Annotated in this window: 21 protein-coding genes, 4 tRNA genes and 2 pseudogenes; 13 read left to right on the forward strand and 14 right to left on the reverse strand. The window is 60.5% G+C overall.

Annotation, left to right across the window (positions count from 1 at the left end; translation table 11 throughout):
• Position 1: 1 nt before the first annotated feature.
• The 10 genes from AACY52_RS11865 to AACY52_RS11910 all read right to left on the reverse strand — a co-directional run bounded on the left by AACY52_RS11865 (position 2) and on the right by AACY52_RS11910 (position 10,973).
• Positions 2-697, reverse strand: coding sequence for an ABC transporter ATP-binding protein (locus tag AACY52_RS11865; RefSeq protein ID WP_339418011.1), 696 nt, complete (start codon positions 695-697; stop codon positions 2-4).
• Positions 697-1,446, reverse strand: coding sequence for an ABC transporter ATP-binding protein (locus AACY52_RS11870; RefSeq protein WP_339418010.1), 750 nt, complete (start codon positions 1,444-1,446; stop codon positions 697-699). Before AACY52_RS11870 ends, AACY52_RS11865 begins: the two co-directional genes overlap by 1 nt.
• Positions 1,443-2,453 (reverse strand): branched-chain amino acid ABC transporter permease, encoded by a 1,011-nt coding sequence (locus AACY52_RS11875; RefSeq protein WP_339418009.1) that lies wholly within the window; start codon positions 2,451-2,453, stop codon positions 1,443-1,445. Before AACY52_RS11875 ends, AACY52_RS11870 begins: the two co-directional genes overlap by 4 nt.
• 1 nt (position 2,454) lies before the next feature.
• Positions 2,455-3,315 carry a branched-chain amino acid ABC transporter permease gene (locus AACY52_RS11880; protein ID WP_339418008.1) on the reverse strand — a complete coding sequence of 287 codons (861 nt, stop codon included), beginning with the start codon at positions 3,313-3,315 and terminating at the stop codon, positions 2,455-2,457.
• A gap of 57 nt (positions 3,316-3,372) precedes the next feature.
• A complete protein-coding gene (locus AACY52_RS11885; RefSeq protein WP_339418006.1) occupies positions 3,373-4,575 on the reverse strand; it encodes an ABC transporter substrate-binding protein in 1,203 nt (400 codons plus the stop codon).
• A gap of 127 nt (positions 4,576-4,702) precedes the next feature.
• Positions 4,703-5,473, reverse strand: a complete 771-nt coding sequence (locus tag AACY52_RS11890; protein ID WP_339418004.1) for an FCD domain-containing protein — start codon at positions 5,471-5,473, stop codon at positions 4,703-4,705.
• Positions 5,474-5,533: 60 nt separating this feature from the next.
• Entirely contained in the window at positions 5,534-6,331 is a 798-nt protein-coding gene (locus tag AACY52_RS11895) for an alpha/beta fold hydrolase (RefSeq protein WP_339418003.1), read from the reverse strand.
• A gap of 104 nt (positions 6,332-6,435) precedes the next feature.
• Entirely contained in the window at positions 6,436-7,839 is a 1,404-nt protein-coding gene (locus AACY52_RS11900; RefSeq protein WP_339427864.1) for an efflux transporter outer membrane subunit, read from the reverse strand.
• A complete protein-coding gene (locus tag AACY52_RS11905) occupies positions 7,832-9,802 on the reverse strand; it encodes a MacB family efflux pump subunit (protein WP_339456984.1) in 1,971 nt (656 codons plus the stop codon). The genes AACY52_RS11900 and AACY52_RS11905 overlap by 8 nt, the downstream gene beginning before the upstream one ends.
• Position 9,803: 1 nt before the next feature.
• Positions 9,804-10,973: an efflux RND transporter periplasmic adaptor subunit gene (locus tag AACY52_RS11910; protein WP_339418000.1), complete on the reverse strand. Its 1,170-nt coding sequence runs from the start codon at positions 10,971-10,973 to the stop codon at positions 9,804-9,806.
• A gap of 255 nt (positions 10,974-11,228) precedes the next feature.
• On the opposite strand from AACY52_RS11910, the gene AACY52_RS11915 reads away from it, so the two are divergent.
• The 4 genes from AACY52_RS11915 (at position 11,229) to AACY52_RS11930 (ending at position 15,326) form a co-directional block, all read left to right on the forward strand.
• On the forward strand, positions 11,229-11,711 hold the full coding sequence (locus tag AACY52_RS11915; RefSeq protein WP_065875993.1) for a sigma-70 family RNA polymerase sigma factor: 483 nt from the start codon (positions 11,229-11,231) through the stop codon (positions 11,709-11,711).
• Between the two features lie 120 nt (positions 11,712-11,831).
• Complete coding sequence (locus tag AACY52_RS11920) at positions 11,832-13,169, forward strand: SidA/IucD/PvdA family monooxygenase (RefSeq protein WP_339417998.1); 1,338 nt, start codon at positions 11,832-11,834, stop codon at positions 13,167-13,169.
• 100 nt (positions 13,170-13,269) lie between these two features.
• Positions 13,270-14,490 carry a putative DNA modification/repair radical SAM protein gene (locus AACY52_RS11925; protein ID WP_339427861.1) on the forward strand — a complete coding sequence of 407 codons (1,221 nt, stop codon included), beginning with the start codon at positions 13,270-13,272 and terminating at the stop codon, positions 14,488-14,490.
• Positions 14,487-15,326: a TIGR03915 family putative DNA repair protein gene (locus AACY52_RS11930; RefSeq protein WP_339560516.1), complete on the forward strand. Its 840-nt coding sequence runs from the start codon at positions 14,487-14,489 to the stop codon at positions 15,324-15,326. Before AACY52_RS11925 ends, AACY52_RS11930 begins: the two co-directional genes overlap by 4 nt.
• Here AACY52_RS11930 and AACY52_RS11935 read toward each other — a convergent pair.
• A pseudogene (locus tag AACY52_RS11935) lies at positions 15,327-15,560 on the reverse strand (hypothetical protein); the annotation flags it as partial. It lies immediately after the preceding gene.
• A gap of 79 nt (positions 15,561-15,639) precedes the next feature.
• Here AACY52_RS11935 and AACY52_RS11940 point away from each other — a divergent pair.
• Positions 15,640-15,980: pseudogene (locus AACY52_RS11940) on the forward strand (hypothetical protein).
• On the opposite strand, the gene AACY52_RS11945 reads toward AACY52_RS11940, so the two are convergent.
• Complete coding sequence (locus tag AACY52_RS11945; protein ID WP_339417994.1) at positions 15,977-16,129, reverse strand: hypothetical protein; 153 nt, start codon at positions 16,127-16,129, stop codon at positions 15,977-15,979. The pseudogene AACY52_RS11940 and the gene AACY52_RS11945 sit on opposite strands and share 4 nt — an antisense overlap.
• A 210-nt stretch (positions 16,130-16,339) precedes the next feature.
• On the opposite strand from AACY52_RS11945, the gene AACY52_RS11950 reads away from it, so the two are divergent.
• Positions 16,340-17,002: a C39 family peptidase gene (locus AACY52_RS11950; RefSeq protein ID WP_339417993.1), complete on the forward strand. Its 663-nt coding sequence runs from the start codon at positions 16,340-16,342 to the stop codon at positions 17,000-17,002.
• Positions 17,003-17,148: 146 nt separating this feature from the next.
• On the opposite strand, the gene pbpG is transcribed toward AACY52_RS11950, so the two are convergent.
• Both pbpG and folD read right to left on the reverse strand, forming a co-directional pair.
• Positions 17,149-18,072, reverse strand: a complete 924-nt coding sequence (gene pbpG, locus AACY52_RS11955; RefSeq protein WP_339427860.1) for a D-alanyl-D-alanine endopeptidase — start codon at positions 18,070-18,072, stop codon at positions 17,149-17,151.
• A gap of 205 nt (positions 18,073-18,277) precedes the next feature.
• Positions 18,278-19,132, reverse strand: coding sequence for a bifunctional methylenetetrahydrofolate dehydrogenase/methenyltetrahydrofolate cyclohydrolase FolD (gene folD, locus AACY52_RS11960; RefSeq protein ID WP_314563020.1), 855 nt, complete (start codon positions 19,130-19,132; stop codon positions 18,278-18,280).
• Positions 19,133-19,411: 279 nt separating this feature from the next.
• Between folD and AACY52_RS11965 the strand changes: the two genes are divergently transcribed.
• From AACY52_RS11965 to clpX, 7 genes are all read left to right on the forward strand, one after another.
• Positions 19,412-19,488 (forward strand) — tRNA-Arg (locus tag AACY52_RS11965).
• Between the two features lie 32 nt (positions 19,489-19,520).
• A tRNA-His gene (locus AACY52_RS11970) sits at positions 19,521-19,596 on the forward strand.
• 57 nt (positions 19,597-19,653) lie between these two features.
• Positions 19,654-19,738 (forward strand) — tRNA-Leu (locus AACY52_RS11975).
• Positions 19,739-19,815: 77 nt separating this feature from the next.
• Positions 19,816-19,891 (forward strand) — tRNA-His (locus AACY52_RS11980).
• 398 nt (positions 19,892-20,289) lie between these two features.
• Positions 20,290-21,600, forward strand: a complete 1,311-nt coding sequence (gene tig, locus AACY52_RS11985; RefSeq protein ID WP_339417991.1) for a trigger factor — start codon at positions 20,290-20,292, stop codon at positions 21,598-21,600.
• Between the two features lie 91 nt (positions 21,601-21,691).
• Positions 21,692-22,327 (forward strand): ATP-dependent Clp endopeptidase proteolytic subunit ClpP, encoded by a 636-nt coding sequence (gene clpP / locus AACY52_RS11990; RefSeq protein WP_017848147.1) that lies wholly within the window; start codon positions 21,692-21,694, stop codon positions 22,325-22,327.
• Positions 22,328-22,439: 112 nt separating this feature from the next.
• Complete coding sequence (clpX, locus tag AACY52_RS11995; protein ID WP_017136464.1) at positions 22,440-23,723, forward strand: ATP-dependent Clp protease ATP-binding subunit ClpX; 1,284 nt, start codon at positions 22,440-22,442, stop codon at positions 23,721-23,723.
• The last annotated feature ends 36 nt before the right edge of the window (positions 23,724-23,759 follow it).

The following is a 23,759-nucleotide window of genomic DNA, read 5'->3' on the forward strand; positions in this document are numbered from 1 at the left end:
GTCAGGCACTCAGGGCCAAATAGCGGTTTTTGATGGTCGGGTCGGCGCGGAAAGCGGCGGCGCTGCCCTCGTAGACCACGCGGCCTTGTTCGAGCACATAATGGCGGTCGGCGAGCTTGTCGCAGACCATCAGGTTCTGTTCCACCAGCAACACTGGCAGGCCGTCGTCCTTGACCTTGCGCAGGATCTTCACCAGCTCGTCGACGATCACCGGGGCCAGGCCTTCGGTGGGCTCATCAAGGATCAGCAACTTTGGGTCGTTGAGCAGCGCACGGGCGATGGCGAGCATCTGTTGCTCGCCACCAGACAGCGCGTGGCCGGCGTTTTTACGCCGCTCCTTGAGGCGCGGGAACATGCCGTAGACATCTTCGAGCTGCCAGCGGCTGGTCTTGCGTGCGGCGATGCGCAGGTTTTCTTCGACGGTCAGCAGGCGGAAAATTCCGCGGTTCTCAGGTACCAGCGCCAGGCCCTGGCGAGCAATTTCAAAGACCTTCTGGCCCACCAGCGCCTGGCCGTTGAAATGGATCTGGCCCTGACGTGGGCAAATAATCCCGAGGATGCTGCGCAGCGTCGTGGTCTTGCCGGCACCGTTGCGTCCCAGCAGTGTCACCAACTCGCCAGGGTTTACGGTCAGCGACACGCCTTCCAGCACGTGGCTCTTGTCGTAGTAGGAGTGGATATTGTCGACGATCAGCATCAGGCAGCCTCCCCAAGGTAAGCACTGCGCACACGTTCATCAGCCCGCACGAATTCCGGCGTGCCTTCCACCAGGATCTGCCCGTGGCTCATCACTGTGATGCGTTGGCTGATGGACATGACAATGCTCATGTTGTGTTCGATCAACAGCACCGTGTGGTCGCGGCCGAGGTCGCTGATCAGTTGGGTCATGATCGGGATGTCGTCGATGCCCATGCCCGAGGTGGGCTCGTCGAGCATCAACAGTTTGGGTTTGGAGCAGATCGACATGCCCACCTCCAGCACGCGTTGCTGGCCGTGGGACAACTCGCCGGCCAGGGTATCGGCGCGGGCGGTGAGTTGCAGGCGCTCCAGCACTTGATCGGCCATCTCCAGGTGTTCGCGCTTGCTGTCCACGCGGCGCCAGAAATTCAGGGCGCGTGCACCATCGCGGCCTTGGGCGGCCAGGCGCAGGTTTTCGCGCACGCTGAGGTTCTGGAACAGGCTAGTGAGCTGGAACGAGCGCGCCATACCCAGGCCGACACGGGCATGGGCAGGTTTGCGCATCAGGTTCCTGCCGTCGAAATGAATCGCCCCGGCGGTGGCCTGGCGTTCACCGGTGAGGCAGTGGAACAGGCTGGTCTTGCCCGCGCCGTTGGGGCCAATGATGGTGTGGATGGTGCCGGCTTCGACCTTGAGGTTTACGCCATTCACCGCATGGAAGGCACCGTAGGCCAGTTCCAGGTCGTTGGTTTCGAGCAGGATGCTCATAGCCCTTCCTCCTTGGCGACAGCGGCGGCCTTGCGACCGCCTCGCACGCGTTCAAACAGCGACACCAGGCCGCCCCACAAACCACCGCGCATGAAGATCACCACCAGGATCAAAATCAACCCTAACAGCATCAGCCAGCGCGGCCACAGGTCGGAGAGGAAATCCCCCAGCAACACGATGGAACCGGCGCCCAGCAACGAGCCGAACAACGAGCCCGTGCCGCCGACGATGGTCATGATCAGGATGTTCTCGGACATCATCAGGTCGATATTCGACAGCGGCACAAAGTGCAGCAGCATCGCGTACAGCGCCCCGGCAATCCCGGTGACCGCGCCGGACAGTACAAACACCAGGATCTTGAAATGCCGCGTGTCGTAGCCGATGGCCGAGGCACGGGTTTCGTTTTCGCGGATCGCCATCAGCGTGCTGCCGAACGGTGAGGCGATCACCCGGCGTGCGCCGATAAAGATCAGCAGGAACAGCACCGCGACAAAACCGTAGAAGGCGCGGGCGTCGGCCAGCGACAGCAACACGCTGTCACCGAGACGGATTTGCGGGCGTGGCACGCTGAGCAGGCCGTTGTCGCCGCCGGTCCAGTCACTGAGCGTATAGGCGACGAAGTAAGCCATTTGGCTGAACGCCAGGGTCAGCATCACGAAGTAGATGCCGGTGCGGCGGATCGCCAGGGCGCCCACCAACAAGGCCAGGAACCCACCGGCGACGGCGGCGCCAAGCAGCGCCGTGAACAAACCCATTTGCAGGTGGATCATCAGCAACGCCGCACAATACGCGCCGGCACCAAAGAAGATGCCTTGGCCGAAGGACAGTAGCCCGGTGTAACCCAGCAGCAAGTTGCAGGCGAGGGCGGCCATGGCAAAGATCAGAATCTCGGTGGCCAGGGTCGCCGATGGCAGTATCAACGGCAGGCCAATCAGCACTGCCAATACCCACAGCAACATCGCGCGCGATTGCGTCTTGGCAAACGGCAGGGGATTTTTCTCGCTCATGTCAGGCTCTCCCAAACAGGCCGTAAGGACGTACCAGAATCACCACGGCCATTGCGCCGTAGATCATCAGGCTCGCGCCCTGGGGCCAAAGTGTGGTCATCAGGCTTTGCACCACGCCCACCAGCAAACCGCCGACCAGCGCACCGCTGAACGAACCCATGCCGCCGATCACCACGACCACAAACGCCACCCCGAGAATTTCCGGGCCGACGAAGGGCTGGGCGCCGCGCAACGGTGCGAACAGCACACCGGCCATGCCGGCCAGGGCTACGCCAAGGGCGAAGGTCATGGAGAACAGGCGGAAGATATTCGTGCCCAGCAGCGACACGGTCTCGGTGCTTTCACTGCCTGCCCGCACCAGAGCGCCGAAGCGCGTGCGTTCCAACAGCAGCCACAGGCCCAGGCCGACCAGCCCGGAAAACGCGATGAGGAAAAGGCGGTAATAGGGGTACACGAAGTCACCCACCACCAGCACGCCGCGCAGCAGTTCTGGCACGGCGACGCTCTTGCCCACCGGGCCCCAGATCATCACGCTGGCTTCCTGGATGATCAACGCGATGCCCAAGGTCACCAGGATCTGGAACATGTGCGGCAAGTGGTAAATCCGTTGAATCAATAATCGCTCGATAGCCCAGGCCAACGCGGCCACCACCAACGGGGCGATGAGCAGCGCCAGCCAGAAGTTGCCGGTGAGGCTCACGGCGGTGTAGCAGATGTAGGCGCCCAGCAAGAAGAACGCGCCGTGGGCGAAGTTGACGAAGTTGAGCAGGCCGAAAATGATCGTGAGACCGACCGCGATCAGGAAGTAGATCATCCCCAATCCGAGGCCGTTGAGTATCTGGAACAGGTAAAGAGAAAGCATGCAGGAACCCTCTGCAGGAGGCCGCTTGCACGGCCCTGCGCTACCAAATTCAGGGGATCAGCCGAGCGTGCAGCCCGTGGCTTCTACCGGCGGGAACGACTGGCCGGCACTGAGCACCTTGGCCAGGTCGTCCTTGTCGGCCATGTCGCCGGTGGCCTTGCCGATCAGCAGGTAGTAATCCTTGATCACCTGGTGGTCGCCGGCGCGGATCGATTCCTTGCCGGTCGGCCCTTCGAAACTCAAGCCCTGCATGGCTTTGGCCACGGTTTTGCCGTCAAAGCTGGCGGTGGAAATGATGGTTTCGAGCATGACCTTGGTGCTGATGTAATCGGCGGCCAGCGGGTAGGTGGGGTTGATGCCGTACTTCGCCTGGGTCAGCTTGACCAGTTCACGGTTGAGCGGGGTGTCGACCTGGTGCCAGTACTGTGCGCCGAGGTACACGCCTTCAAGCACATCGCTGCCCAATTCCTGGAATTGGTCGAGGCCGGCGGACCATACCAGCAGCACTTTCATGCGCTCCTTGATGCCGAAGTTCACCGCCTGACGCAGGGTGTTGGACGACTGGCTGCCGAAGTTGAGCAGCACGAGCACATCGGGCTTGGCGGCGATGGCGTTGGTCAGGTAGCCGGAGAATTCTTGTTCTTGCAGTGAGTGGTAGCTGTTGCCAATGTGTTCCAGGCCGTTTTCCTTGAGCACTGTTTTTGCGCCTTCGAGCAGCGCTTCGCCGAACACGTATTGCGGGGTGATGGTGTACCAGCGCTTGGCGTCCGGCAGCAGCTTGATCAGCGGCACCATGGTTTCACGGATCGCGCCGTAGGTGGGCACCGACCAGCGGAAGGTCGCGAGGTTGCAATCCTTGCCGGTGACTTCATCGGCGCCGACCGGGGTCATGAACACACCGCCGACCTTGTCGACTTCCTTGGCAACCGCCAGTGCCGACGACGACAGCGTGCAGCCTTGGAAGAACCGCGCGCCGTCCTGCTGGATGGCTTCCTGCACCTTGCGCACGGCCTTGCCGGCATTGCCTTCGGTGTCGATGACTTTGTAGTTCAGTGGGCGCCCGAGGAGTTCGGGGTGCTGTTCCACCGCCAGGCGCGAACCCATGTCGGCAAATTTGCCATAGCTGGCAAAGGCGCCAGACATGGACTTGAGGCCGTAAAAGGTAAAGGGCTCGGCGGCGAATGCCGACCGGATACTCAGCGGGAGGCTGAGGGCGGCGGCTGCGGTGAGACTGGCTTTCAACAACGTACGACGCTGCATGGGGTGACTCCCTGGTGTAGTTATTGGCAGGAGTGGCAAGGGCGATACGGTGGAGCAAGGGCCTGTGGGCAGGCCTGTTATTGGATAACGCAGGTGTTGGTTGGAATAGGGTCAAACTGTGGTGTCTTTAGGGGCGGTGATCGAACTCCAGAAGGAAGTGCGGGCTGACTTCACCTTCCAGCGCCGTCATATGGTGTTCCGCATCGCACATATGCTCATGCATCAAACCGCGCACCGCGCTTTCATCCCCGGCACGGAAGGCGACCAGCAACTGCTTGTGATAATCCAGGTTGGCCGCGTCGAACTGCTTGCGCTTGGGCTTGTAGGCCTTTTTCAACACCACCAGGTCGCGCAGCAGGTCGTTGAGGAACTGCGCCATAAAACTCAGCAACGGATTGGGGCAGGCCTTGGCCAGCAGGTTGTGGAACTCCAGTTCCGCCAGGCGTTGCTCGCGCTGGCCGGACTCGCTGTCTTCCGGGGCGCTGCAGAAATCCACGTTGTCTTGCAGGGCCTGGTAGTCGTCTTCGCTCAAGCGCCCAAGCACCGACACCGCGAGTTCCACTTCAATGACTTTGCGCAGTTGGTACACCTGTTCGCCATCCAGGTGCTGGAAGTGCAGGTAGTTGCGCAGCGCGCGGCTGGCTGGCTCAGTGCCGGCCTGGTTCAGGTAAGCACCACCGCTGGGGCCGGTGCGTGTGCTCACCAGGCCTTCCACTTCCAGGGCCTTGAGCGCTTCGCGGGCCGAGCCCTTGGAACACTGGAAGCTTTCCATCAGCTCACGTTCGGTGGGTAGACGGTCGCCGGGCTTCAAGGCGTCGGTGACGATGGAGCGCTTGACCGACTCGACAATCACATCGGACAGCTTCTGGCGTTTGCGTCGGAGTGGGCGACTTAGCATGGGTTCGATTTATCGTATTAATGCGGATAAATAGCACTTAATAGCGATCCGGATGCAGCGTCAACGCCACGTGTCGTTTTCGGTGGCAACAGGTCGCAAACGGGTGGCGGCTCTGCGGTTACCTGAGTCAAGGCAACGCGTGGACGGCGGTGGCTGCTTGCCAAAGACCAGGAAGTCCCCGACCCAGCGGTTGATACAACTGCTGGCGGCGTGCTTGACGGGTTCTTTCAGCCGCAGTTGCTCGACCGGCGGAGCCGCTTCCTCGGCCTGTTGCGCGTTGACCAGCACCATGCGCGCCACGCGCTCGGGAAACAGCGCAGCGTAACGGCTACCCAGGCGGGCGGCGTTATCATTGCCCAGGTAGAGCAGTTGGGCGTCGCCCAGTTGCGTGCGGACGTACTCCATGTCCTGAGCGGCCTGTTCGATGCCGTTGTCGTTGCTGAGGTCGCGGGGGCTGAGTTCGATCACGTCGTAACGGTTGACCAGCGTGCGATAGGCGGGGTTGGCGTAGGCGCCCCAGAGGCTGGTCAGGTGAATGACAAAGGTGCCGCCCTGGTTGTTTGCGGCGGCGTGGCCTGGCTGGGCAAACACCACGCCCTCCCGGTTCAACGGGTCACGGGCGCCGACGCGCGTCAGGTAGAGACGCACGCTGCCTTGCCGGGGCATAGCGTAATTGCGCGGTACGTTCACGATGCCGCATTGGGTGCGTTGCAGCACCTTGGGGTCCAGACGCTTAACGGTGGGCAGGTGACAGTCCAGCAGCCAGTCTATGGTGGTGGGAGGGAGCAGTGGTTGGGCAGGGGCAAGGCTTGCGGTCAGCCAGAGACAGGCGCACGTCAGGTAGTTTGCAACAGTCATCGAGAGGTCCTGGGTGGCCGTGTGATAGCGGCTTTTTTACCAAGGACCTCAGGTTGAAGAATGTAGGGGGAGAAGACGGCTAATGTACGAAATCGGAGTTTTGTTTATCGGATCTGTGCCTGCCAGCCACCGCCCAGTGCCTTGTACAGCGCGATGCTGGCTTGCAGGCGCGACAGCCGCAGTTGCACATTCTGGTCTTGGGCCGCGTACAGCGTGCGCTGGGTTTCCAGCACCGTGAGCAGGTCTTCGGCACCTGCCTGGTAGCGGCTTTCGGCGATCTGGAACGCTGTCCGGGCTTGGTGCAACTCTTCACTTTGCCAGTCGCGTTGCTGGTCGAGGCGGGTGATGCGGCTGAGGGCTTTTTCCACATCGGCAAAGCCATTGATGATCGCGCCGCGATAGGTCTGCAGCAGTTCTTCCTGGCGTGCGCGGGCCTTGTCGCGTTCAGCGCTTAAACGGCCGTTGTTGAAGATCGGGCCGACCAAGCCTGCAGTCAGCGTGTAATAGGGGCTGCGCAACACATCCATGGCCTTGTAGGCGTCGGAACCCAGGGTCGCGCCAAGGGTGACGGCGGGCAGCATGGCCGCGCGGGCCACGGTGACATCAGCCTGTGCCGCCGCCAGTTGCGCCTCGGCCTTGGCGATGTCGGGCCGGCGGCTGAGCAATTGGCTGGGCAGGCCGGCGCCGATGCTCGGCCAGGTCAGTGCCTGAAAGGGCTCGGCGCCCAGGTCCAAGGTCTGCACCGGTTGGCCGAGCAGGGCGGCCAGGGTGATCTGCGATTCTTCGGCCAATTGCTGGATCAGCGGCAGCTGGCGTTGCTGGCTGGCCACCAGGCTTTTTTGCTGGGCCAGTTCCAGGGCCGTGGCGGAGCCGGCGTCATAGCGCGTCTGTACCAGGTCGAGCACGTTGCGCGCATTGGCCAGGTTCAGCTCGGCGATCTGCTGGCGCTGGTGGGCGGCGAGGGTTTGTGCGTAGCGGTCGGCCACGCTGCTGAGCAGGGTCAGTTCCACGGTGGCCTGGTCAAACTCGCTGGCGCGCAGGCTGTGCAGGGCGCTGTCGCGAGCGGCGGCGCGGCCACCCCAGAAGTCCACTTCGTAGCTGGCGGTGAGGTTGGCGCCGAAGTTGTCGACGGCGTCGTCGCTTTGGGACGCATCCAGGTTCGGTCCACCTGAGCCGCGTATGAGTTTCTGGTGACTGGTCTCAAGGTTGAACTTCACCTCGGGCAACAACGGCGCGCCGGCTATCACCGCACTGGCCTGGGCCTGGCGCACACGGGCCGTGGCGGCAGCAACGTCGAAACTGTCACGGCGGGCCTGCTCGACCAGTCGGTTCAACTGCGGGCTGGCGAAGTGTGTCCACCATTGCTGGTTGGTGGCCTGGGCGGCGTCGCGCTCGGCGTATTGCCAGGCGGCAGGCGGCGCAATAGCCGTGTCGATGGCCGGTGGGTTGCCGGCGCAGGCGCTGAGCAACACACACAAGCCGGGCAAGTAGATGGATCGTTTATTCACTGGTCAACGCCTTAACCGGATCGAGCCGGGCAGCTTTACGGGCCGGCATAAAGCCGAATACGACGCCGGTGACCAGCGCGCAACCAAATGCGCCACACACCGCCACCAGGGAAAACTGCACCGCCACGTCGGCCAGTATCAGCAAGCCACCCACCAGCAGGGCCAGGGCGATGCCGCACAGGCCGCCGACCACCGAGAGCATCACCGCTTCGGTGAGGAACTGGCGCAGGATGTCGCGCTGGCGTGCACCGGTGGCCATGCGGATACCGATTTCGCGGGTACGCTCGCGCACAGTCATCAACATGATGTTCATCACGCCGATACCGCCCACCAACAGGGAGATCGCGGCAATCGAACCAAGCATCAACGACAGCGTGTTCTGCGTGTGGGCTTCGGCCTGGATCATCGCCGCGTTGTTGGTCAGCTCGTAGTCGCGCTTGCCGTTGTGCAGCGTCTGCATCAACTGATCGATGGCCAACTCGGCCTCGTGGACCTTGCGCGCATCAGCCGCCGCGATCACCACGTATTCGGGGTTATAGCTGCCGAACAGGCGCACGCTGGCGGCGGTATAAGGGATGGCAATGCGGTCGTCGCTGTCCTTGTTGCCGGAGCTGGCGCCTTTTTCCGCCAGCACCCCGATCACCTGGAACGGCACGTTCTCAATCAGGATGTACTGGCCGATGGGGTCGACCTCGCCCTTGAACAGTTTCTCGCGCACACGATGCCCGATCACCGCCACCGTGGCGGCGGCGCGCTCGTCCTCGGCGGTAAAATAATTGCCCTCGACCACGGGCCAATTGAAAATCTCCGGGAAGTTGGTGTCATTGCCGCCCACATAGGCCATGTAGTCGACATTGCCAAAACGCACCCCGGCTTCGCTGCCGTTGACCGGCATGATGCGCTGCACCTGGGGCAGCGCTGCCAGTGCGTGGACGTCATTGAGCGACACGATCCCCGGCGGCGTACGCGGGTTGGGCGACGAGCCACTGAGGTAGATGATGTTGGAACCGAACGCACCCATCTGCGCCATGACCTGGCGCTTGCTGCCTTCGCCCACCGCGAGCATCACCACCACCGACGCCACGCCGATGATGATGCCCAGCAGGGTCAACGCCGTGCGGAAGCGGTTGATCCACATCACCCGCCAGGCAGCTTGCACGGCATCCACCAGTTCGGCTTTCCACGCGCCATTGTGCTCGGCGCCGTCGGCCAGGCGTTGGCGCAGGTCAACGGCTTGCAGGGCGCCGTTGGCTAATGCAGGAGCAACTTCGCTGCCATCGGCCGAGTCACTGATGATCAACCCATCGCGAATCTCGATAATGCGGTTGGCCCGCGCCGCCACTTCGCGGTCGTGGGTGATCAGGATCACCACGTGGCCTTGGCTGGCCAGTTCGTCGAGCAGGGTCATGACCTCGGCGCCGCTGTGGCTGTCGAGGGCGCCGGTGGGTTCATCGGCCAGGATGATGTGGCCACCGTTCATCAATGCGCGAGCGATGGACACGCGCTGCTGCTGGCCGCCGGAAAGCTGGTGCGCACGGTTGCCGGTGCGGTCGGCCAGGCCCAGGCGCGTGAGTAGCGCGTTGGCGCGGGCATGGCGCTCGGTGGCGCTGATGCCGGCATAGATCGCCGGCATCTCGACGTTTTCCTGGGCCGAGCCGGAGGGAATCAAGTGGTAGCCCTGGAACACGAAGCCAAAGGCTTCGCGGCGCAGCCAGGCCAGTTCGTCAGAGTCCAGGCGCGCGACGTTTTCCCCGGCGAACAGGTAGTCACCGACGCTTGGGCGGTCGAGGCAGCCGAGGATATTCATCAGCGTGGACTTGCCGGAGCCCGAGGCGCCGACGATGGCAACGAACTCCCCGGCATGAATCGACAGGTCGATACCGCGCAACACGTCGACCTGCGGGCTGTCGCCGCCGCCGTAGGATTTGCGGATGTTCTTGAGTTCGATCAGGGGCGTGGTCAACTCAACCCCCGATGCCGTCGGCCGGGCCGATCAACAGTTGATCGCCCTCGTTCAGGCCGTCGAGCACTTGGACGCGCAGGCGGTCACTGATGCCCAGTTGCACGTGGCGTTCTTCGATACGCCCGCTTTTGGTCACGACCCGTGCGATCTGGCGGTCGGCACTGGACGTGCCCCGCAGCGCGGCAACCGGTGCTGTGAGGGCGTCCTTGACCTGGCTGGCAACGAAAAACACCTGGGTGGTCATCTCCGCCATCAACGCGTTGTCGCTGTTGTCCACGTCCAGCAGCACGGTGTACAGCACCACACGGCCACTGCCGCTTTTACTGGAACTGTTGGGGCTGCCGCTGCCTTGGGTTTCATTCAAGGGCTTGGGCGGGATCGGCAGGATCTGCCGCACGGTGCTGGTCCAGCGCCGGTTGCCGCCGCTCAGGGTGGTGAAGTACGCGGTCATGCCCGGCTTGACGTGGCCGATATCGGCTTCCGAGACTTCCGCCCAGACGGTCATCGGTGACAGTTTGGCGATGCGCAGGATCAGCGGCGTCTGCTGCTGGGCATTCAGGGTCTGGCCGACGCGCGCGTCCACCGCCACGACGGTGCCGGTCATCGGCGCATAGATGCGTGTGTAGCCCAGCTCCGCTTCATCGCTGCGCAGGCTGGCCTGGGCTTGTCGGATCTGCGCCTGGAACATGCTGACCCGGGCCGCAGTGGCGCTCAATTCAGCTTTGGCGGTTTGTACATCTTCTTCACGGGTCGCATTACCGGCGGCCAGGCGTTGCTGGCGCTGGTACTTCTGGCGTGCCAACTGATGCTGGGCATTTTGCTCCTGCAACTGGGCCTTGAGGTTTTCGATGGCGTACCGGCTGGCGTCGAGCTTGGCTTTTTGCGTGGAAGGGTCGATTTCCACCAGCAATTGGCCTTCCTGGACCTGGTCGCCGGCCTCGACGTGGATCTTGCGGATCTGCCCGGACGCCTGTGCGCCAACATCCACATAACGCCTGGGTTGCAGGGTGCCCAGGGCCGTCACGCTGTTTTCGATATTGCCGCGGGTGACGCTCACGGTGGTGAGCGTGTCACGCCCAGACGGCAGCACTTGCCAGGCCGCGATGGCGATGATGGGGAGCAGGCAAGCGATAGCCAGCAAGGCGCGTCGGGCAGGTCGAGGGCGTTTCATGCTTTGGTTCCAGCCAGGAAAGTTCGGACCGCAGTTGCGGGGAGCTGACAAGTAGACGAGGGAATTGCGGGGGGATTTAGGCGGTTACATAAGCAGTTACAGCTCCCTTGAAGAAAAATAATCGTCCGTTGATGCAAGTGTGCTTTAAAAGTAGATGAGAATTACTATAAATTGCACGCACTCAAACTGCCATCACCCAAACGCTGTCTTTTTTGCACCCAAGGGCCTAATGCCGCCACCCGGCGGTCGGGAGTCATGTTGGAAAACTACTATCGCGAGCTGGTGTGTTTCCTCAACGCCAAGCTGGGCAACCGTCAGGTGGCCGAGGATGTGGTGCATGACGCTTATGTTCGGGTGCTGGAACGTTCCAGCGACACGCCCATCGAACAACCCCGCGCCTTTTTGTACCGCACTGCGCTCAACCTGGTGATCGACGGTCATCGCCGCAACGCCTTGCGCCAGGTTGAACCTCTGGATGTGCTGGATGCCGAAGAGCGCTTCGCCAGTTGCTCGCCCCACACCCACCACGACCACGGCCAGCGCCTGGAATTGCTCGAACGCGCCCTGGCCGAGCTGCCGCCAGCCTGTCGCGACAGCTTTCTGCTGCGCAAGCTCGACGGCCTGACCCACCTGCAAATCGCCGAGCGCCTGTGCATTTCCCGCGCCCTGGTGGAAAAACACATCGTCAACGCCATGAAGCACTGCCGGGGTCGGATGCGAGAGTGGGAAGCGCACTGATCACCTGTTAGTTAAATTTTATTTCACTGTCCTCGTTTCCTATCAACACATGACCTGTTGTGCAGGTCTTGAAAGGTATTCCCGCCCCACCGCCAAGGGGCTTATCCAGAGGACACTGGAATGACACAGGCTATTGCTTCGCCCGCGGTTCACGACCTGATCGGTATCGGTTTCGGCCCTTCGAACCTGGCGCTGGCCATCGCCCTGCAGGAGCGCGAAAAGGCCCAGGGCAAACTGGACGTGCTGTTTCTCGACAAACAGGCCGACTACCGCTGGCACGGCAATACCCTGGTGACCCAGAGCGAACTGCAGATCTCGTTCCTCAAGGACCTGGTGACCCTGCGCAACCCCACCAGCCCATATTCCTTCGTCAATTACCTGAAAGCCCACGACCGCTTGGTGGACTTTATCAACCTGGGCACCTTTTACCCGTGCCGCATGGAGTACAACGACTACCTGCGCTGGGTCGCCGGGCAGTTCCAGGCCCAGGCGCGCTACGGCGAGGAAGTGCTGGCCATCGAGCCGATCCTGCATCAGCAGCAGGTTGAAGCGCTGCGCGTGATTTCCCGCGATGCCTTGGGCGAGCAGCACGTGCGCACCACCCGTTCGGTGGTGGTCAGCGCCGGCGGCACACCGCGTATTCCGGAGGCGTTCAAGGCGCTCAAAGGGGACAGCCGGGTGTTCCACCATTCTCAATACCTAGCGCGCATGGCCACGCAACCGTGTGTCGAGGGCAAGGCCATGCGCATCGCCATCATCGGCGGCGGCCAGAGTGCAGCCGAAGCTTTTATCGACCTGAACGACAGCTTCCCGTCGGTGCAGGTCGACATGATCCTGCGCGGGTCGGCGCTCAAACCCGCCGATGACAGCCCGTTCGTCAACGAAGTGTTCTCGCCGGCCTTTACCGACCTGGTGTTCCAGCAGGAAGGCGCCGAGCGTGAGCGCCTGGTCGCCGAGTACCAGAACACCAATTATTCGGTGGTAGACCTGGACCTGATCGAGCGTATCTACGGCATCTTTTATCGCCAGAAAGTCTCCGGCATCGCCCGCCAGGCGTTCCGCACCATGACGGTGGTCGAGAAAGCCACCTCAGGTTCGTTGGGCATCGAGCTGGTGCTGCGCAATAACGCCAGCGGCGAAACCAGCGTCAATCATTACGATGCGGTGATCCTCGCCACCGGCTACGAGCGCCAGACGCACCGCGCCTTGCTGGCGCCGCTGGAAGATTATCTGGGCGAATTCGAGGTGGCGCGCGACTACCGCATCGTCACCGACGAGCGTTGCAACGCTGGCATCTACATCCAGGGTTTCAGCCAGGCCAGCCACGGTTTGAGTGACACCTTGCTGTCGGTGCTGCCGATTCGTGCGGATGAGATTGCAGCGTCGCTGTATGCACTGGACCGTGGGCGTGGCAAGGGACGCTCGGTGCGTGACGTGTTGCTCGCCACCGCGAGCTGAGTTCCAGCTACAAGCTTCAAGCTTCAAGCTTCAAGCTTGTAGCTTGTAGCTTGTAGCTACCCTCTGCTACTGTACAAAAAACCAGTACCGGTAGCCCTTCATGCAGTTGATCGAAAAACTCAGCATCCTCGCCGACGCCGCCAAGTACGACGCGTCGTGCGCCAGCAGCGGCGCGCCCAAGCGCAGCTCCGAGGGCAAGGCGGGGCTGGGTTCTACCGATGGCATGGGCATCTGCCACAGCTATACGCCCGATGGGCGATGCGTGTCATTGCTCAAGGTGTTGCTCACCAACTTCTGTCTCTACGACTGCCAATACTGCGTCAACCGCCGCTCCAGCGACGTGCCCCGCGCGCGTTTCAGCCCGGAGGAGGTGGTCACCCTGACCCTGGACTTCTACCGGCGCAATTGCGTCAGCGGGCTGTTTCTCAGCTCTGGCATCATCCGTTCGTCCGACTACACCATGGAGCAGTTGGTGCGGGTCGCCAAGCTTCTTCGCGAAGATCACGACTTTCGCGGCTATATCCACCTCAAGACCATTCCCGATGCGGACCCGGCGCTGATCGCCGAAGCCGGGCGTTATGCCGACCGCCTGAGCGTGAATATCGAACTGCCTACCGAGACCAGCTTGCAGACCCTGGCGCCGGAAAAACAGATCGTCTCAATCAAGCAGGCCATGCAGACCATCTACACCGGCGAGCAGACCGTGCTCAATGAGCCGCGCGCACCGCGATTCGCCCCGGCAGGGCAAAGTACGCAAATGATCGTCGGCGCCGACGACACCGATGACAGCACCATCCTCCACGGTGCCGAAGCGCTTTACGGCAATTTCAAGCTGCGGCGTGTGTATTACTCGGCGTTCAGCCCCATCCCCAACAGCCCGAAGAGCGTGCCCCTGGCTGCACCACCGCTGATGCGCGAGCATCGCTTGTACCAGGCCGATTTCCTGCTGCGCAGCTACGGGTTCAGCGCCAACGAACTGTTCGCAGGCCCCGGCCACCTGGCCCTGGATATCGACCCCAAGCTGGCCTGGGCCCTGGAACACCGCGAGGTATTCCCCCTGGACCTGAACCGCGCCGAGCCGACCTTGATTGCGCGCATTCCGGGCATTGGCCTGCGCACCACCCAGCGCCTGGTGGACCTGCGGCGTGAACGCAAGATCCGCTTCGAAGACCTGGCGCGCATGCGCTGCGTACTGGCCAAGGCCAAGCCATTTTTCATCACCAGTGACTATCACCCGCAACAGGCCGAAAGCACCAGCGTGTTGCTACGTGAGCAATTGCGCGACCGCCCCGCACCGCAGCAAATGGGGTTGTGGGGATGATCAGCCTGGAATGCAACAACCTGTTCAGCACCTGGCGCGACCAGGCGCGATGGCTGCTCAGCCATCAGGTCGATCCCAGCCAGGTGAGTTGGGGCGAGGCCGAGGTAGCCGATCTGTTTGCCACCGACCAGTCCATCCCCGAAGGCCTCGGGCCGTTCCAGACGCGCGTGCCCAAGGCGCTGTTGGATCTGCTGGAGTCGGCCGCCTGCTACCACGGCGACCAGCGCTGGAGCCTGCTGTATGAAGTGTTGTGGCGTGTGAGCCATGGCGATCGTACTGCGATGCTGGCGGGGGACAAGCTGGGTAGCGAGTTGCAGCGGCGGATCAAACAGGTCAGCCGCGAGGCGCACCACCTGCATGCGTTTGTGCGGTTTATCGCATTACCTGCTGGGGCGGGGGCGGAGCTGCCGGAATATGTGGCCTGGCACGAGCCTGCACACGACATTCTGAAATCCGCCAGCCAGCATTTCATCGGGCGCATGGGCCGTCATCGTTGGATGATCGCCACGCCGCTGGACGGGGTGTACTACGACGGAGAGCAGCTTATTCATCAGCGCGAGTGCCCCGAGGCGTGGCGGCACCTGGCGCAGAATGTAGAGGATCCGCACAGTGCGATGTGGCTGACCTATTACAGCCACATCTTCAATCCAGCGCGGTTGAACCCCAAGGTGATGGAAGGGCATTTGCCGAGCCGGTTCTGGAAGAACTTGCCCGAGGGCAAGTTGATCCGAGGGTTGATCACTGAGGCGCGGACGGGAAAGCAGAAGGATGGGCAGGCGAAGTTGATTGGGGCAAAGGCTGGTCGCCAGATTGCCAGCCCCCACCGAGCGCGGTGACCAATCGCACGCTTGCCTGTCACTGACGGGGCTGTACCGCCTGCAATGTTCGTTGTGCCACGGGCCGTCACGGGTCTGTTCGCGGTAGACCGTCGGGAGGTTTACCGAAGGCACGGTGTAGGTCGGCGCCATTGAGCAACCTTGCAACACCAGCCGTGTCAGGGCTGCGACAGGTTTAAGCCTTGGGCGCGTGCGCACCTCCCGAGGCGTCGGCCAGTTGCACCGGGTCGCCATCGGCCCGATGGTGCATATGAATATGGCCACCACGATAAACGTGTACGGCTGTTGCAGTGCGGTCTTTATCAGCCCGAGCATGCGTGAACCTCTAAGGGAGCAGGATTGCAAACCCCTGTTGTTGATGCCCGCCCTCTGTGCTGTGCTGCTGTTATCGGCCTGCGCCGGTCTCATTCCCCAAGCCGACCCGATCGAAACCTGGATCGGCTTGAAGGGAGAAGCGCCGAACGACCTGATGGCTGAGCGAGTGGATGGAAAACGCGTGGATGACGGGCGTTTTTTTGAAGTGACGCCGGGGATCATCGCCTGGATGTGACGTTATTCGAGTCCAGCATGGGCACGAGCGTGCTCGCATCCCTGGAGCATGGCCACGGCAAGGAAGTCGCAGCGACTCAGGACTTTAATTACATGCCTGGCTAGGCGTGATGCACCGCTGCCTTGTGGGGCTTGGCGGGTTTGACGTGGGGGTGATAGTGCCGGCGGGTAATGCGCAACACCCCCCACAACATGGCCCCGGCTACCGCCAGCCAACCGCAGATCAACAGTAAAATCGTTGTTGCAAGGCTCATTCGGGCCTCCTTTCGCCCCGTACGGGGCACACACAGTCTTCCCAAGTGACAGTCTAGCTAGGCGGAGGTTGCCTGCTATTGACCAATGGTCGTGTCTGTCCAACTTCTTTGCTCTATCCACCCCCTTTACTAAGCCTGCGGGCTATACCCACGTGGCAGAGCGTCCTATGATCAGGGCCCTCACCGGCAGTTGATCAAGAGAGTAGAAAATTGCGGTTACGGTCGAACCTTAAAATATCCTTGTTGCTCGCCTGTGCCCTGGGGCTTGCGGCCTGCTCTGCAACCCCGTCGAGGCTGGTGGGCCTGCCGGAGCGTGTCGAGCTCAATGGCGTGCCGACTTTTCGCGGCGAGGCTTATCAGAGCGGTCCTACGGCTTTAGCCAGCATGCTGTCGCAACAAGGCATTGTCATGACACCGGGCTTGCTGGATAAGCCGCTGCGTTTACCGGGCGCCGAAGCGGACCTTGAACGCAACATGCAGGTGCTGGCGCGTGAATACGGGCTGATGGTGTACCCGCTGGATGCAGAGCTGACGGCGGTGCTGGCGCAGGTGGCGGCGGGTTACCCGGTGATGGCGAGAATTGGCGGCGGGGTGTGGTCTGACGCGCACTACGTGGTCGTGGTCGGGTTCAATCAGCAGAAAAGTACTGTGCTGCTGCGCTCCGGGATGGACCGGCGCCTCTTGATGAGCTTCAGCGCCTTTGAATCGAAGTGGAAGAGCGCGGGGAGTTGGGCAATCGTCACCCAGCGCCCAAGCCAGTTGCCGGCCAATGTGGATGCTCAACGCTGGCGTGATTCGGCTAATGCAACGGCCCAGGCCGGGCAGGAGCGGGCGGCGGCGCAGGCACTGAAGGTGTTGGCGGAAAGGAAGTAAACACCGCGGATCAAACTGTGAGAGCGGGCTTGTGTGGGAGCCGGCGGTTCGACGCTTCGACTTGCCCGCGATGCAGGCGCTGAGGTGTTTCAGTTGCACCGCGGTGATATCGCAGGCAGGCCAGCGCCCACATAGGCAGTACGTGTTTAGCGACGCACTTGTGCAGCGTTCGAGCGGTTCTTCAGGTTCTTATCAGCCTTGTAGCGCAATGCCACATCCGGCACCGAGCCGCTCTTGCCGGTTTCTACCCAGTTACGAATCCGGCTGGCATCGGCGAAGTGAGTGAATTTGCCAAAGGCATCCAGGATCACCAACGACACCGGGCGGTTACCCATGCTGGTCACCAGCACCAGGCAGTGGCCGGCCTGGTTGGTGAAGCCGGTCTTGGTCAGCTTGATGTCCCAGTTGGCGCGGTTGATCAGGTGGTCGGTGTTGGAGAAGCCCAGCGTGTAGTTGGGCTTGCGGAACGAAACGGTCTTTTCCTTGGTGGTACTCAGTTGGCTGAGCAGCGGGTAGTGGCGCGCGGCGGCCAGCAGTTTGCTCAGGTCACGGGCGGTGGACACGTTATGAATCGACAGGCCAGTAGGCTCGACGTAATGGGTGCTAGTCATGCCCAGCGCCTTGGCCTTGGCGTTCATCGCCGCGATAAATGCTGGGTAGCCGCCTGGGTAGTGGTGGGCCAGGCTGGCAGCGGCGCGGTTTTCTGACGACATCAGGGCGATCAGTAACATCTCTCTGCGCGGCATTTCGCTGCCGATTTTCACGCGGGAGAACACACCTTTCATTTCCGGCGTGTCCTTGATGTTGATATCGATGTACTCATCCATGTTCTGCTTGGCTTCGAGCACGATCAGGCCGGTCATCAGTTTGCTCACCGAGGCAATGGGCACCACCACGTCGGGGTTGCTGGAATAGATGACCTTATTGGTCTGCAGGTCCACCAGCATTGCGCTGCCTGAAGCGATTTGCAGCTTGGAGGTATCACGCGGAGCCTGGGTGGTTTCGGCTGCTTGCGCGAAGGTGCCTGTGAAAGCAAAAAATAGGCTGACAAGAGAGAGACGAATTTTCACGCGGATGAACTCGCTAAAAAAGTAAGGAAATACCGTTCGGGAACGGTTTTTTGATAAATGCCGTTACATTTTAGAAGTATGGATCGGAAACTGTCGAATGTTCTTCTAAAGCCAGATGAAAGTTCCTAAAAACTAAGAGAAAAGTTTTTTTGCGGGCAATAAAAAACCCTGCGATAAGGCAGGGCTTTTTCAGTACGCCTGGTTATCAATCGTGCAGGGTTTCTGCGGCGTACAAGGTATTTTCCAATAGGCAGGCACGCGTCATCGGGCCAACCCCGCCGGGTACTGGAGTGATCCAGCCGGCGCGGGGCAGGGCGGTTTCGTACACCACGTCACCCACCAGTTTGCCGTCTTCCTGGCGGTTGATGCCCACGTCGATGACGATGGCGCCTTCCTTGATCCACTCACCCTTGACCAGGCCCGGCTTACCGGCGGCGACGACGACCAGGTCGGCGCGGCCAACGTGGCCGGCGAGGTCTTTGGTGAAGCGGTGGGTGACGGTCACGGTGCAGCCGGCCAGCAGCAGTTCCATGGCCATCGGGCGGCCGACGATGTTGGACGCGCCGACAACCACGGCATCAAGGCCGTAAAGGTCGACACCGGTGCTTTCCAGCAGGGTCATGATGCCTTTCGGAGTGCACGGGCGCAGCAGCGGGATACGCTGGGCCAGGCGGCCGACGTTGTAAGGGTGGAAGCCGTCGACGTCCTTGTCCGGGCGGATGCGCTCCAGCAATTTGGACGCGTCCAAGTGCTCGGGCAAAGGCAGTTGGAGCAGGATGCCATCGATCTTCGGGTCGTCGTTGAGACCGTCGATCAGGTCGGTAAGCGCCTGCTGGGTGGTCTCGGAAGGTAAGTCGTAGGCCTTGGAAATAAAGCCGACCTCTTCACAGTCTTTACGCTTGTGCGAGACATAAACCTGGGACGCAGGATCGCTGCCGACCAGGATCACCGCGAGGCCAGGCGTGCGCAGGCCTTGCTGGCCACGCTCGGTGACGCGTTTGGCGATCTGCTGGCGCAGGCTGGCGGCGATTGATTTGCCGTCGATAAGTTGTGCAGTCATTACGCGTGATTAACCATCGAGAGGGGGAAGAAAAGTGCGCGCATTCTCGCATGCCATGACGTGAGGGCAAAGGCGCTTGGTCTGCAAATTGCCCTAACCCCTTAAATAAAATCAGTTTTTTTCAAAAAAGATTTGACGGGTTTCCAGGCCCTCTATACTATTCGTCGCACTTGTCGGGCACAGCCTAGCACTGGTTAAGAAGGTCGAGCAGAATAGAGTGTTGTTCTGTAAGGCTGGAAGCACTTAGTTTGTAATCCTCCAAGAGTACAGATTAATCAGGCGCCCGTAGCTCAGCTGGATAGAGCATCCGCCTTCTAAGCGGATGGTCGCAGGTTCGAGTCCTGCCGGGTGCGCCATTAGGCAGCTTTGGCACAAGTAACGCTAGATGGTGGGCGTAGCTCAGTTGGTAGAGCACGGGATTGTGACTCCCGTTGTCGAGGGTTCGATCCCCTTCGTCCACCCCATATTTTGAAAAGGCGCCAGATTAATCGTCTGGCGCCTTTGCTTTAAGAGCTACAAGCGCGGATGTGGTGGAATTGGTAGACACACTGGATTTAGGTTCCAGCGCCGCGAGGCGTAAGAGTTCGAGTCTCTTCATCCGCACCAAACACGGCTTGGTCATGTCGAAAGGCAGGGCAGGGCTCAACAAAGAAGTAGTTTGGTTTCTTTGTTAACGCAATATGGTGGGCGTAGCTCAGTTGGTAGAGCACGGGATTGTGACTCCCGTTGTCGAGGGTTCGATCCCCTTCGTCCACCCCATATTCGAAAGGCGCCAGATTTAACAGTCTGGCGCCTTTTTTGGTTTCAGCGGTACGAATATTCGGCGGCTGCAGGTAGTGGGTCGCAACGGCAGGGCGTTTCGTCGTATTTATGTATCTCGATGATGCCGTACTGCCTGCTGGCCCTGTTTGAGGGGTTGACCGCCAAGGGGGATAGACGACTTCTTCTATATATAGAAGAGGCGGCGCAGAGCCCTGGCGTACTTGGCTGTATTTGTCACCGGGGCGAGGTGCGTCAGTGCCTTCGTACCGATAAATTGCCGGCTGTTTTCGGGCGTATTTTCAGTAGGGTGACTTCTTGAGTTTGACCCACTAGAATGCATGCCCTTGATTGGGGTCGGAAATGGCCGGCTAACGTCTGTGCAACGAGGAATATCCATGCAAGTTTCTGTTGAAAATACTACTGCTCTCGAGCGCCGCCTGAGCATCACCGTTCCGGCAGAGCGTATTGAGACTGCGGTCAACAAGCGTCTGCAGCAGACTGCCCAAAAGGCCAAGATCGCTGGTTTCCGTCCAGGCAAAGTGCCAATGAGCGAAATCAAGCGCCGTTTTGGTGCTGATGCGCGCCAGGAAGCTGTTGGTGACGTAATCCAGGCTTCTTTCTACGAGGCAGTGGTTGAGCAAAAGCTGAACCCAGCAGGTTCGCCGTCGATCGAGCCTAAGTCCCTGGAAGCGGGCAAGGACCTGGAATACGTTGCCGTATTCGAAGTGTTCCCAGAATTCGAAGTGGCCGGTTTCGATGGTATTGCTATCGAGCGCATGAGCGCCGAAGTGGCTGATTCGGACCTGGACAACATGCTGGAAATCCTGCGCAAGCAGAACACCCGTTTCGAAGTGGCCGAGCGTGCTGCCCAGAACGAAGACCAGCTGAACATCGATTTCGTTGGCAAGGTTGACGGCGAAGTCTTCGCTGGCGGCTCCGCCAAGGGTACTCAGCTGGTGCTGGGTTCCAACCGCATGATCCCTGGTTTTGAAGACGGCCTCGTTGGCGCCAAAGCCGGCGAAGAGCGTGTTCTGAACCTGGAATTCCCTGCTGACTACCAGAACCTGGACCTGGCCGGCAAGGCCGCCGAGTTCACCGTGACCGTCAATAGCGTTTCCGAGCCTAAGCTGCCTGAGCTGAACGAGGAGTTCTTCACTCAATTCGGCATCAAGGAAACCGGCATCGAAGGCTTCCGCACCGAAGTTCGCAAGAACATGGAGCGCGAGCTGCGTCAGGCCATCAAGTCCAAGGTCAAGAACCAAGTTATGGACGGTCTGCTGGCCGCCAACCCGATAGAAGTGCCTAAGGCCCTGCTGTCGAACGAAGTGGATCGCCTGCGCGTACAAGCTGTTCAGCAGTTTGGTGGCAACATCAAGCCTGATCAACTGCCGGCCGAACTGTTCGAAGAGCAGGCCAAGCGCCGCGTCGTGCTGGGTCTGATCGTGGCAGAAGTGGTCAAGCAGTTCGACCTCAAGCCTGATGAAGACCGCGTTCGCGAAATGATCCAGGAAATGGCTTCGGCCTACCAGGAGCCTGAGCAGGTTGTGGCTTGGTACTACAAGAACGACCAGCAGCTGAACGAAGTACGTTCGGTTGTGCTGGAAGAACAAGTTGTGGATACTGTTCTGCAGAAGGCTAAGGTGACCGATAAAGCGGTCTCTTACGAAGAAGCAGTCAAGCCGGCAGAAGCAGCACAAGCCGACTGATTGTCCAACTCGTTGGAAATACAACCATAAGCCAGCCTCGCGCTGGCTTATGCGTTTTCAAGACATGACTATTTGGGAGTAACTGCAGAGCATGTTCCGTAATTCCTATATTCAGCAGAACTCTGATATCCAGGCCGCTGGCGGCCTGGTCCCGATGGTTGTCGAGCAGTCCGCTCGTGGCGAACGCGCCTACGACATCTACTCGCGCCTGCTCAAGGAGCGAGTGATCTTTCTGGTGGGCCCCGTAGAGGATTACATGGCCAACCTGATCTGTGCGCAGCTGCTGTTCCTTGAAGCGGAAAACCCGGACAAGGATATCCATCTCTACATCAACTCGCCGGGTGGTTCGGTGACTGCGGGCATGTCGATCTACGACACCATGCAGTTCATCAAGCCGAATGTATCGACCACCTGCATCGGCCAAGCCTGCAGCATGGGTGCATTCCTGCTGACCGCAGGTGCTGAGGGCAAGCGTTACTGCCTGCCTAACTCGCGCGTTATGATTCACCAGCCATTGGGCGGTTTCCAGGGCCAGGCGTCGGATATCGAAATCCACGCCAAGGAAATCCTGTTCATTCGCGAGCGTCTCAATACGCTGATGGCCAAGCACAGCGGGCACACTCTCGAAGAAATCGAGCGCGACACCAACCGCGACAACTTCATGAGTGCCGAAGCCGCGCGTGACTACGGGCTGATCGACGCCGTGATCGACAAGCGCCCCGCTTAATATAAGCCGCTCAAAATAGGGCTGGTCGGCATGTCCGACCACTGGTGGGCTTGAAAAAGCCCGCATAAGCCTTCATCTTGTGTTGCAAGCCTATCGGATTTGGATCGAACGAATGACTGACACCCGCAACGGCGAGGACAACGGCAAGCTGCTCTATTGCTCCTTCTGTGGCAAAAGCCAGCATGAAGTACGCAAATTGATTGCCGGCCCCTCGGTCTTTATCTGCGACGAGTGCGTCGACCTGTGCAATGACATCATCCGTGAGGAGGTGCAGGAAGCCCAGGCCGAAAGCAGCGCGCATAAATTGCCTTCGCCTAAAGAAATCAGCGGCATCCTTGACCAGTACGTTATTGGTCAAGAGCGTGCAAAGAAGGTTCTGGCCGTAGCGGTGTACAACCACTACAAGCGCTTGAACCAGCGTGACAAGAAAGGCGACGAAGTCGAGCTCGGCAAGAGCAACATCTTGCTGATCGGTCCTACAGGCTCGGGTAAGACCTTGCTTGCAGAAACCCTCGCTCGTCTGCTGAACGTTCCGTTCACTATCGCCGACGCCACCACCCTCACTGAGGCTGGTTACGTGGGTGAAGACGTCGAGAACATCATTCAGAAGCTGCTGCAGAAGTGCGACTACGACGTAGAGAAGGCCCAGATGGGCATTGTCTACATCGACGAAATCGACAAGATTTCGCGCAAGTCTGACAACCCGTCGATCACTCGGGATGTTTCCGGTGAAGGCGTGCAGCAAGCCCTGCTGAAACTGATCGAAGGCACGGTTGCTTCCGTACCGCCACAAGGCGGCCGTAAGCACCCGCAGCAGGAATTCCTTCAGGTTGATACGCGCAACATCCTGTTCATCTGTGGCGGTGCATTCTCCGGGCTGGAAAAAGTTATCCAGCAACGTTCCACCCGGGGTGGCATTGGTTTCGGTGCAGAAGTGCGCAGCAAGGAAGAAGGCAAGAAGGTGGGCGAGTCCCTGCGTGAAGTCGAGCCTGACGATCTGGTCAAGTTCGGTCTGATCCCGGAATTCGTTGGCCGTCTGCCGGTCCTGGCCACGTTGGACGAGTTGGATGAGGCTGCTCTGATTCAGATCCTCACCGAGCCGAAAAACGCCCTGACCAAGCAATACGCCAAGCTGTTCGAGATGGAGGGTGTAGACCTCGAGTTCCGTACCGACGCACTCAAATCAGTGGCCAAGCGGGCACTGGAGCGTAAGACGGGTGCGCGTGGCCTGCGTTCGATTCTGGAAGGCGTGTTGCTCGACACCATGTACGAAATCCCCTCGCAGTCCGAGGTGAGTAAAGTGGTGATTGACGAAAGCGTCATAGAAGGCAAGTCCAAGCCGCTGTATATCTACGAAAACAGTGAGCCGGCTGCCAAAGCTGCGCCAGACGCGTAAGCGTTTCGCAGTTTCGGTATAAACAAGGGGTCCTTC

The organism is Pseudomonas sp. EA_65y_Pfl1_P113, from assembly GCF_963970525.1.
Taxonomy (GTDB): Bacteria; Pseudomonadota; Gammaproteobacteria; order Pseudomonadales; family Pseudomonadaceae; genus Aquipseudomonas; species Aquipseudomonas tritici.

Excerpts from the sequence above, each read along its gene's own strand:
- AACY52_RS11875 (WP_339418009.1), bottom strand. The coding sequence starts at position 2,453 with ATGAGCGAGAAAAATCCCCTGCCGTTTGCCAAGACGCAATCGCGCGCG.
- AACY52_RS11925 (WP_339427861.1), top strand. The coding sequence starts at position 13,270 with ATGCAGTTGATCGAAAAACTCAGCATCCTCGCCGACGCCGCCAAGTAC.
- AACY52_RS11945 (WP_339417994.1), bottom strand. The coding sequence starts at position 16,129 with ATGAGCCTTGCAACAACGATTTTACTGTTGATCTGCGGTTGGCTGGCG.
- AACY52_RS11895 (WP_339418003.1), bottom strand. The coding sequence starts at position 6,331 with ATGACTGTTGCAAACTACCTGACGTGCGCCTGTCTCTGGCTGACCGCA.
- tig (WP_339417991.1), top strand. The coding sequence starts at position 20,290 with ATGCAAGTTTCTGTTGAAAATACTACTGCTCTCGAGCGCCGCCTGAGC.
- clpX (WP_017136464.1), top strand. The coding sequence starts at position 22,440 with ATGACTGACACCCGCAACGGCGAGGACAACGGCAAGCTGCTCTATTGC.
- AACY52_RS11920 (WP_339417998.1), top strand. The coding sequence starts at position 11,832 with ATGACACAGGCTATTGCTTCGCCCGCGGTTCACGACCTGATCGGTATC.
- AACY52_RS11880 (WP_339418008.1), bottom strand. The coding sequence starts at position 3,315 with ATGCTTTCTCTTTACCTGTTCCAGATACTCAACGGCCTCGGATTGGGG.
- AACY52_RS11915 (WP_065875993.1), top strand. The coding sequence starts at position 11,229 with ATGTTGGAAAACTACTATCGCGAGCTGGTGTGTTTCCTCAACGCCAAG.
- folD (WP_314563020.1), bottom strand. The coding sequence starts at position 19,132 with ATGACTGCACAACTTATCGACGGCAAATCAATCGCCGCCAGCCTGCGC.
- AACY52_RS11890 (WP_339418004.1), bottom strand. The coding sequence starts at position 5,473 with ATGCTAAGTCGCCCACTCCGACGCAAACGCCAGAAGCTGTCCGATGTG.
- AACY52_RS11930 (WP_339560516.1), top strand. The coding sequence starts at position 14,487 with ATGATCAGCCTGGAATGCAACAACCTGTTCAGCACCTGGCGCGACCAG.
- AACY52_RS11910 (WP_339418000.1), bottom strand. The coding sequence starts at position 10,973 with ATGAAACGCCCTCGACCTGCCCGACGCGCCTTGCTGGCTATCGCTTGC.
- AACY52_RS11865 (WP_339418011.1), bottom strand. The coding sequence starts at position 697 with ATGCTGATCGTCGACAATATCCACTCCTACTACGACAAGAGCCACGTG.
- AACY52_RS11885 (WP_339418006.1), bottom strand. The coding sequence starts at position 4,575 with ATGCAGCGTCGTACGTTGTTGAAAGCCAGTCTCACCGCAGCCGCCGCC.
- clpP (WP_017848147.1), top strand. The coding sequence starts at position 21,692 with ATGTTCCGTAATTCCTATATTCAGCAGAACTCTGATATCCAGGCCGCT.
- AACY52_RS11870 (WP_339418010.1), bottom strand. The coding sequence starts at position 1,446 with ATGAGCATCCTGCTCGAAACCAACGACCTGGAACTGGCCTACGGTGCC.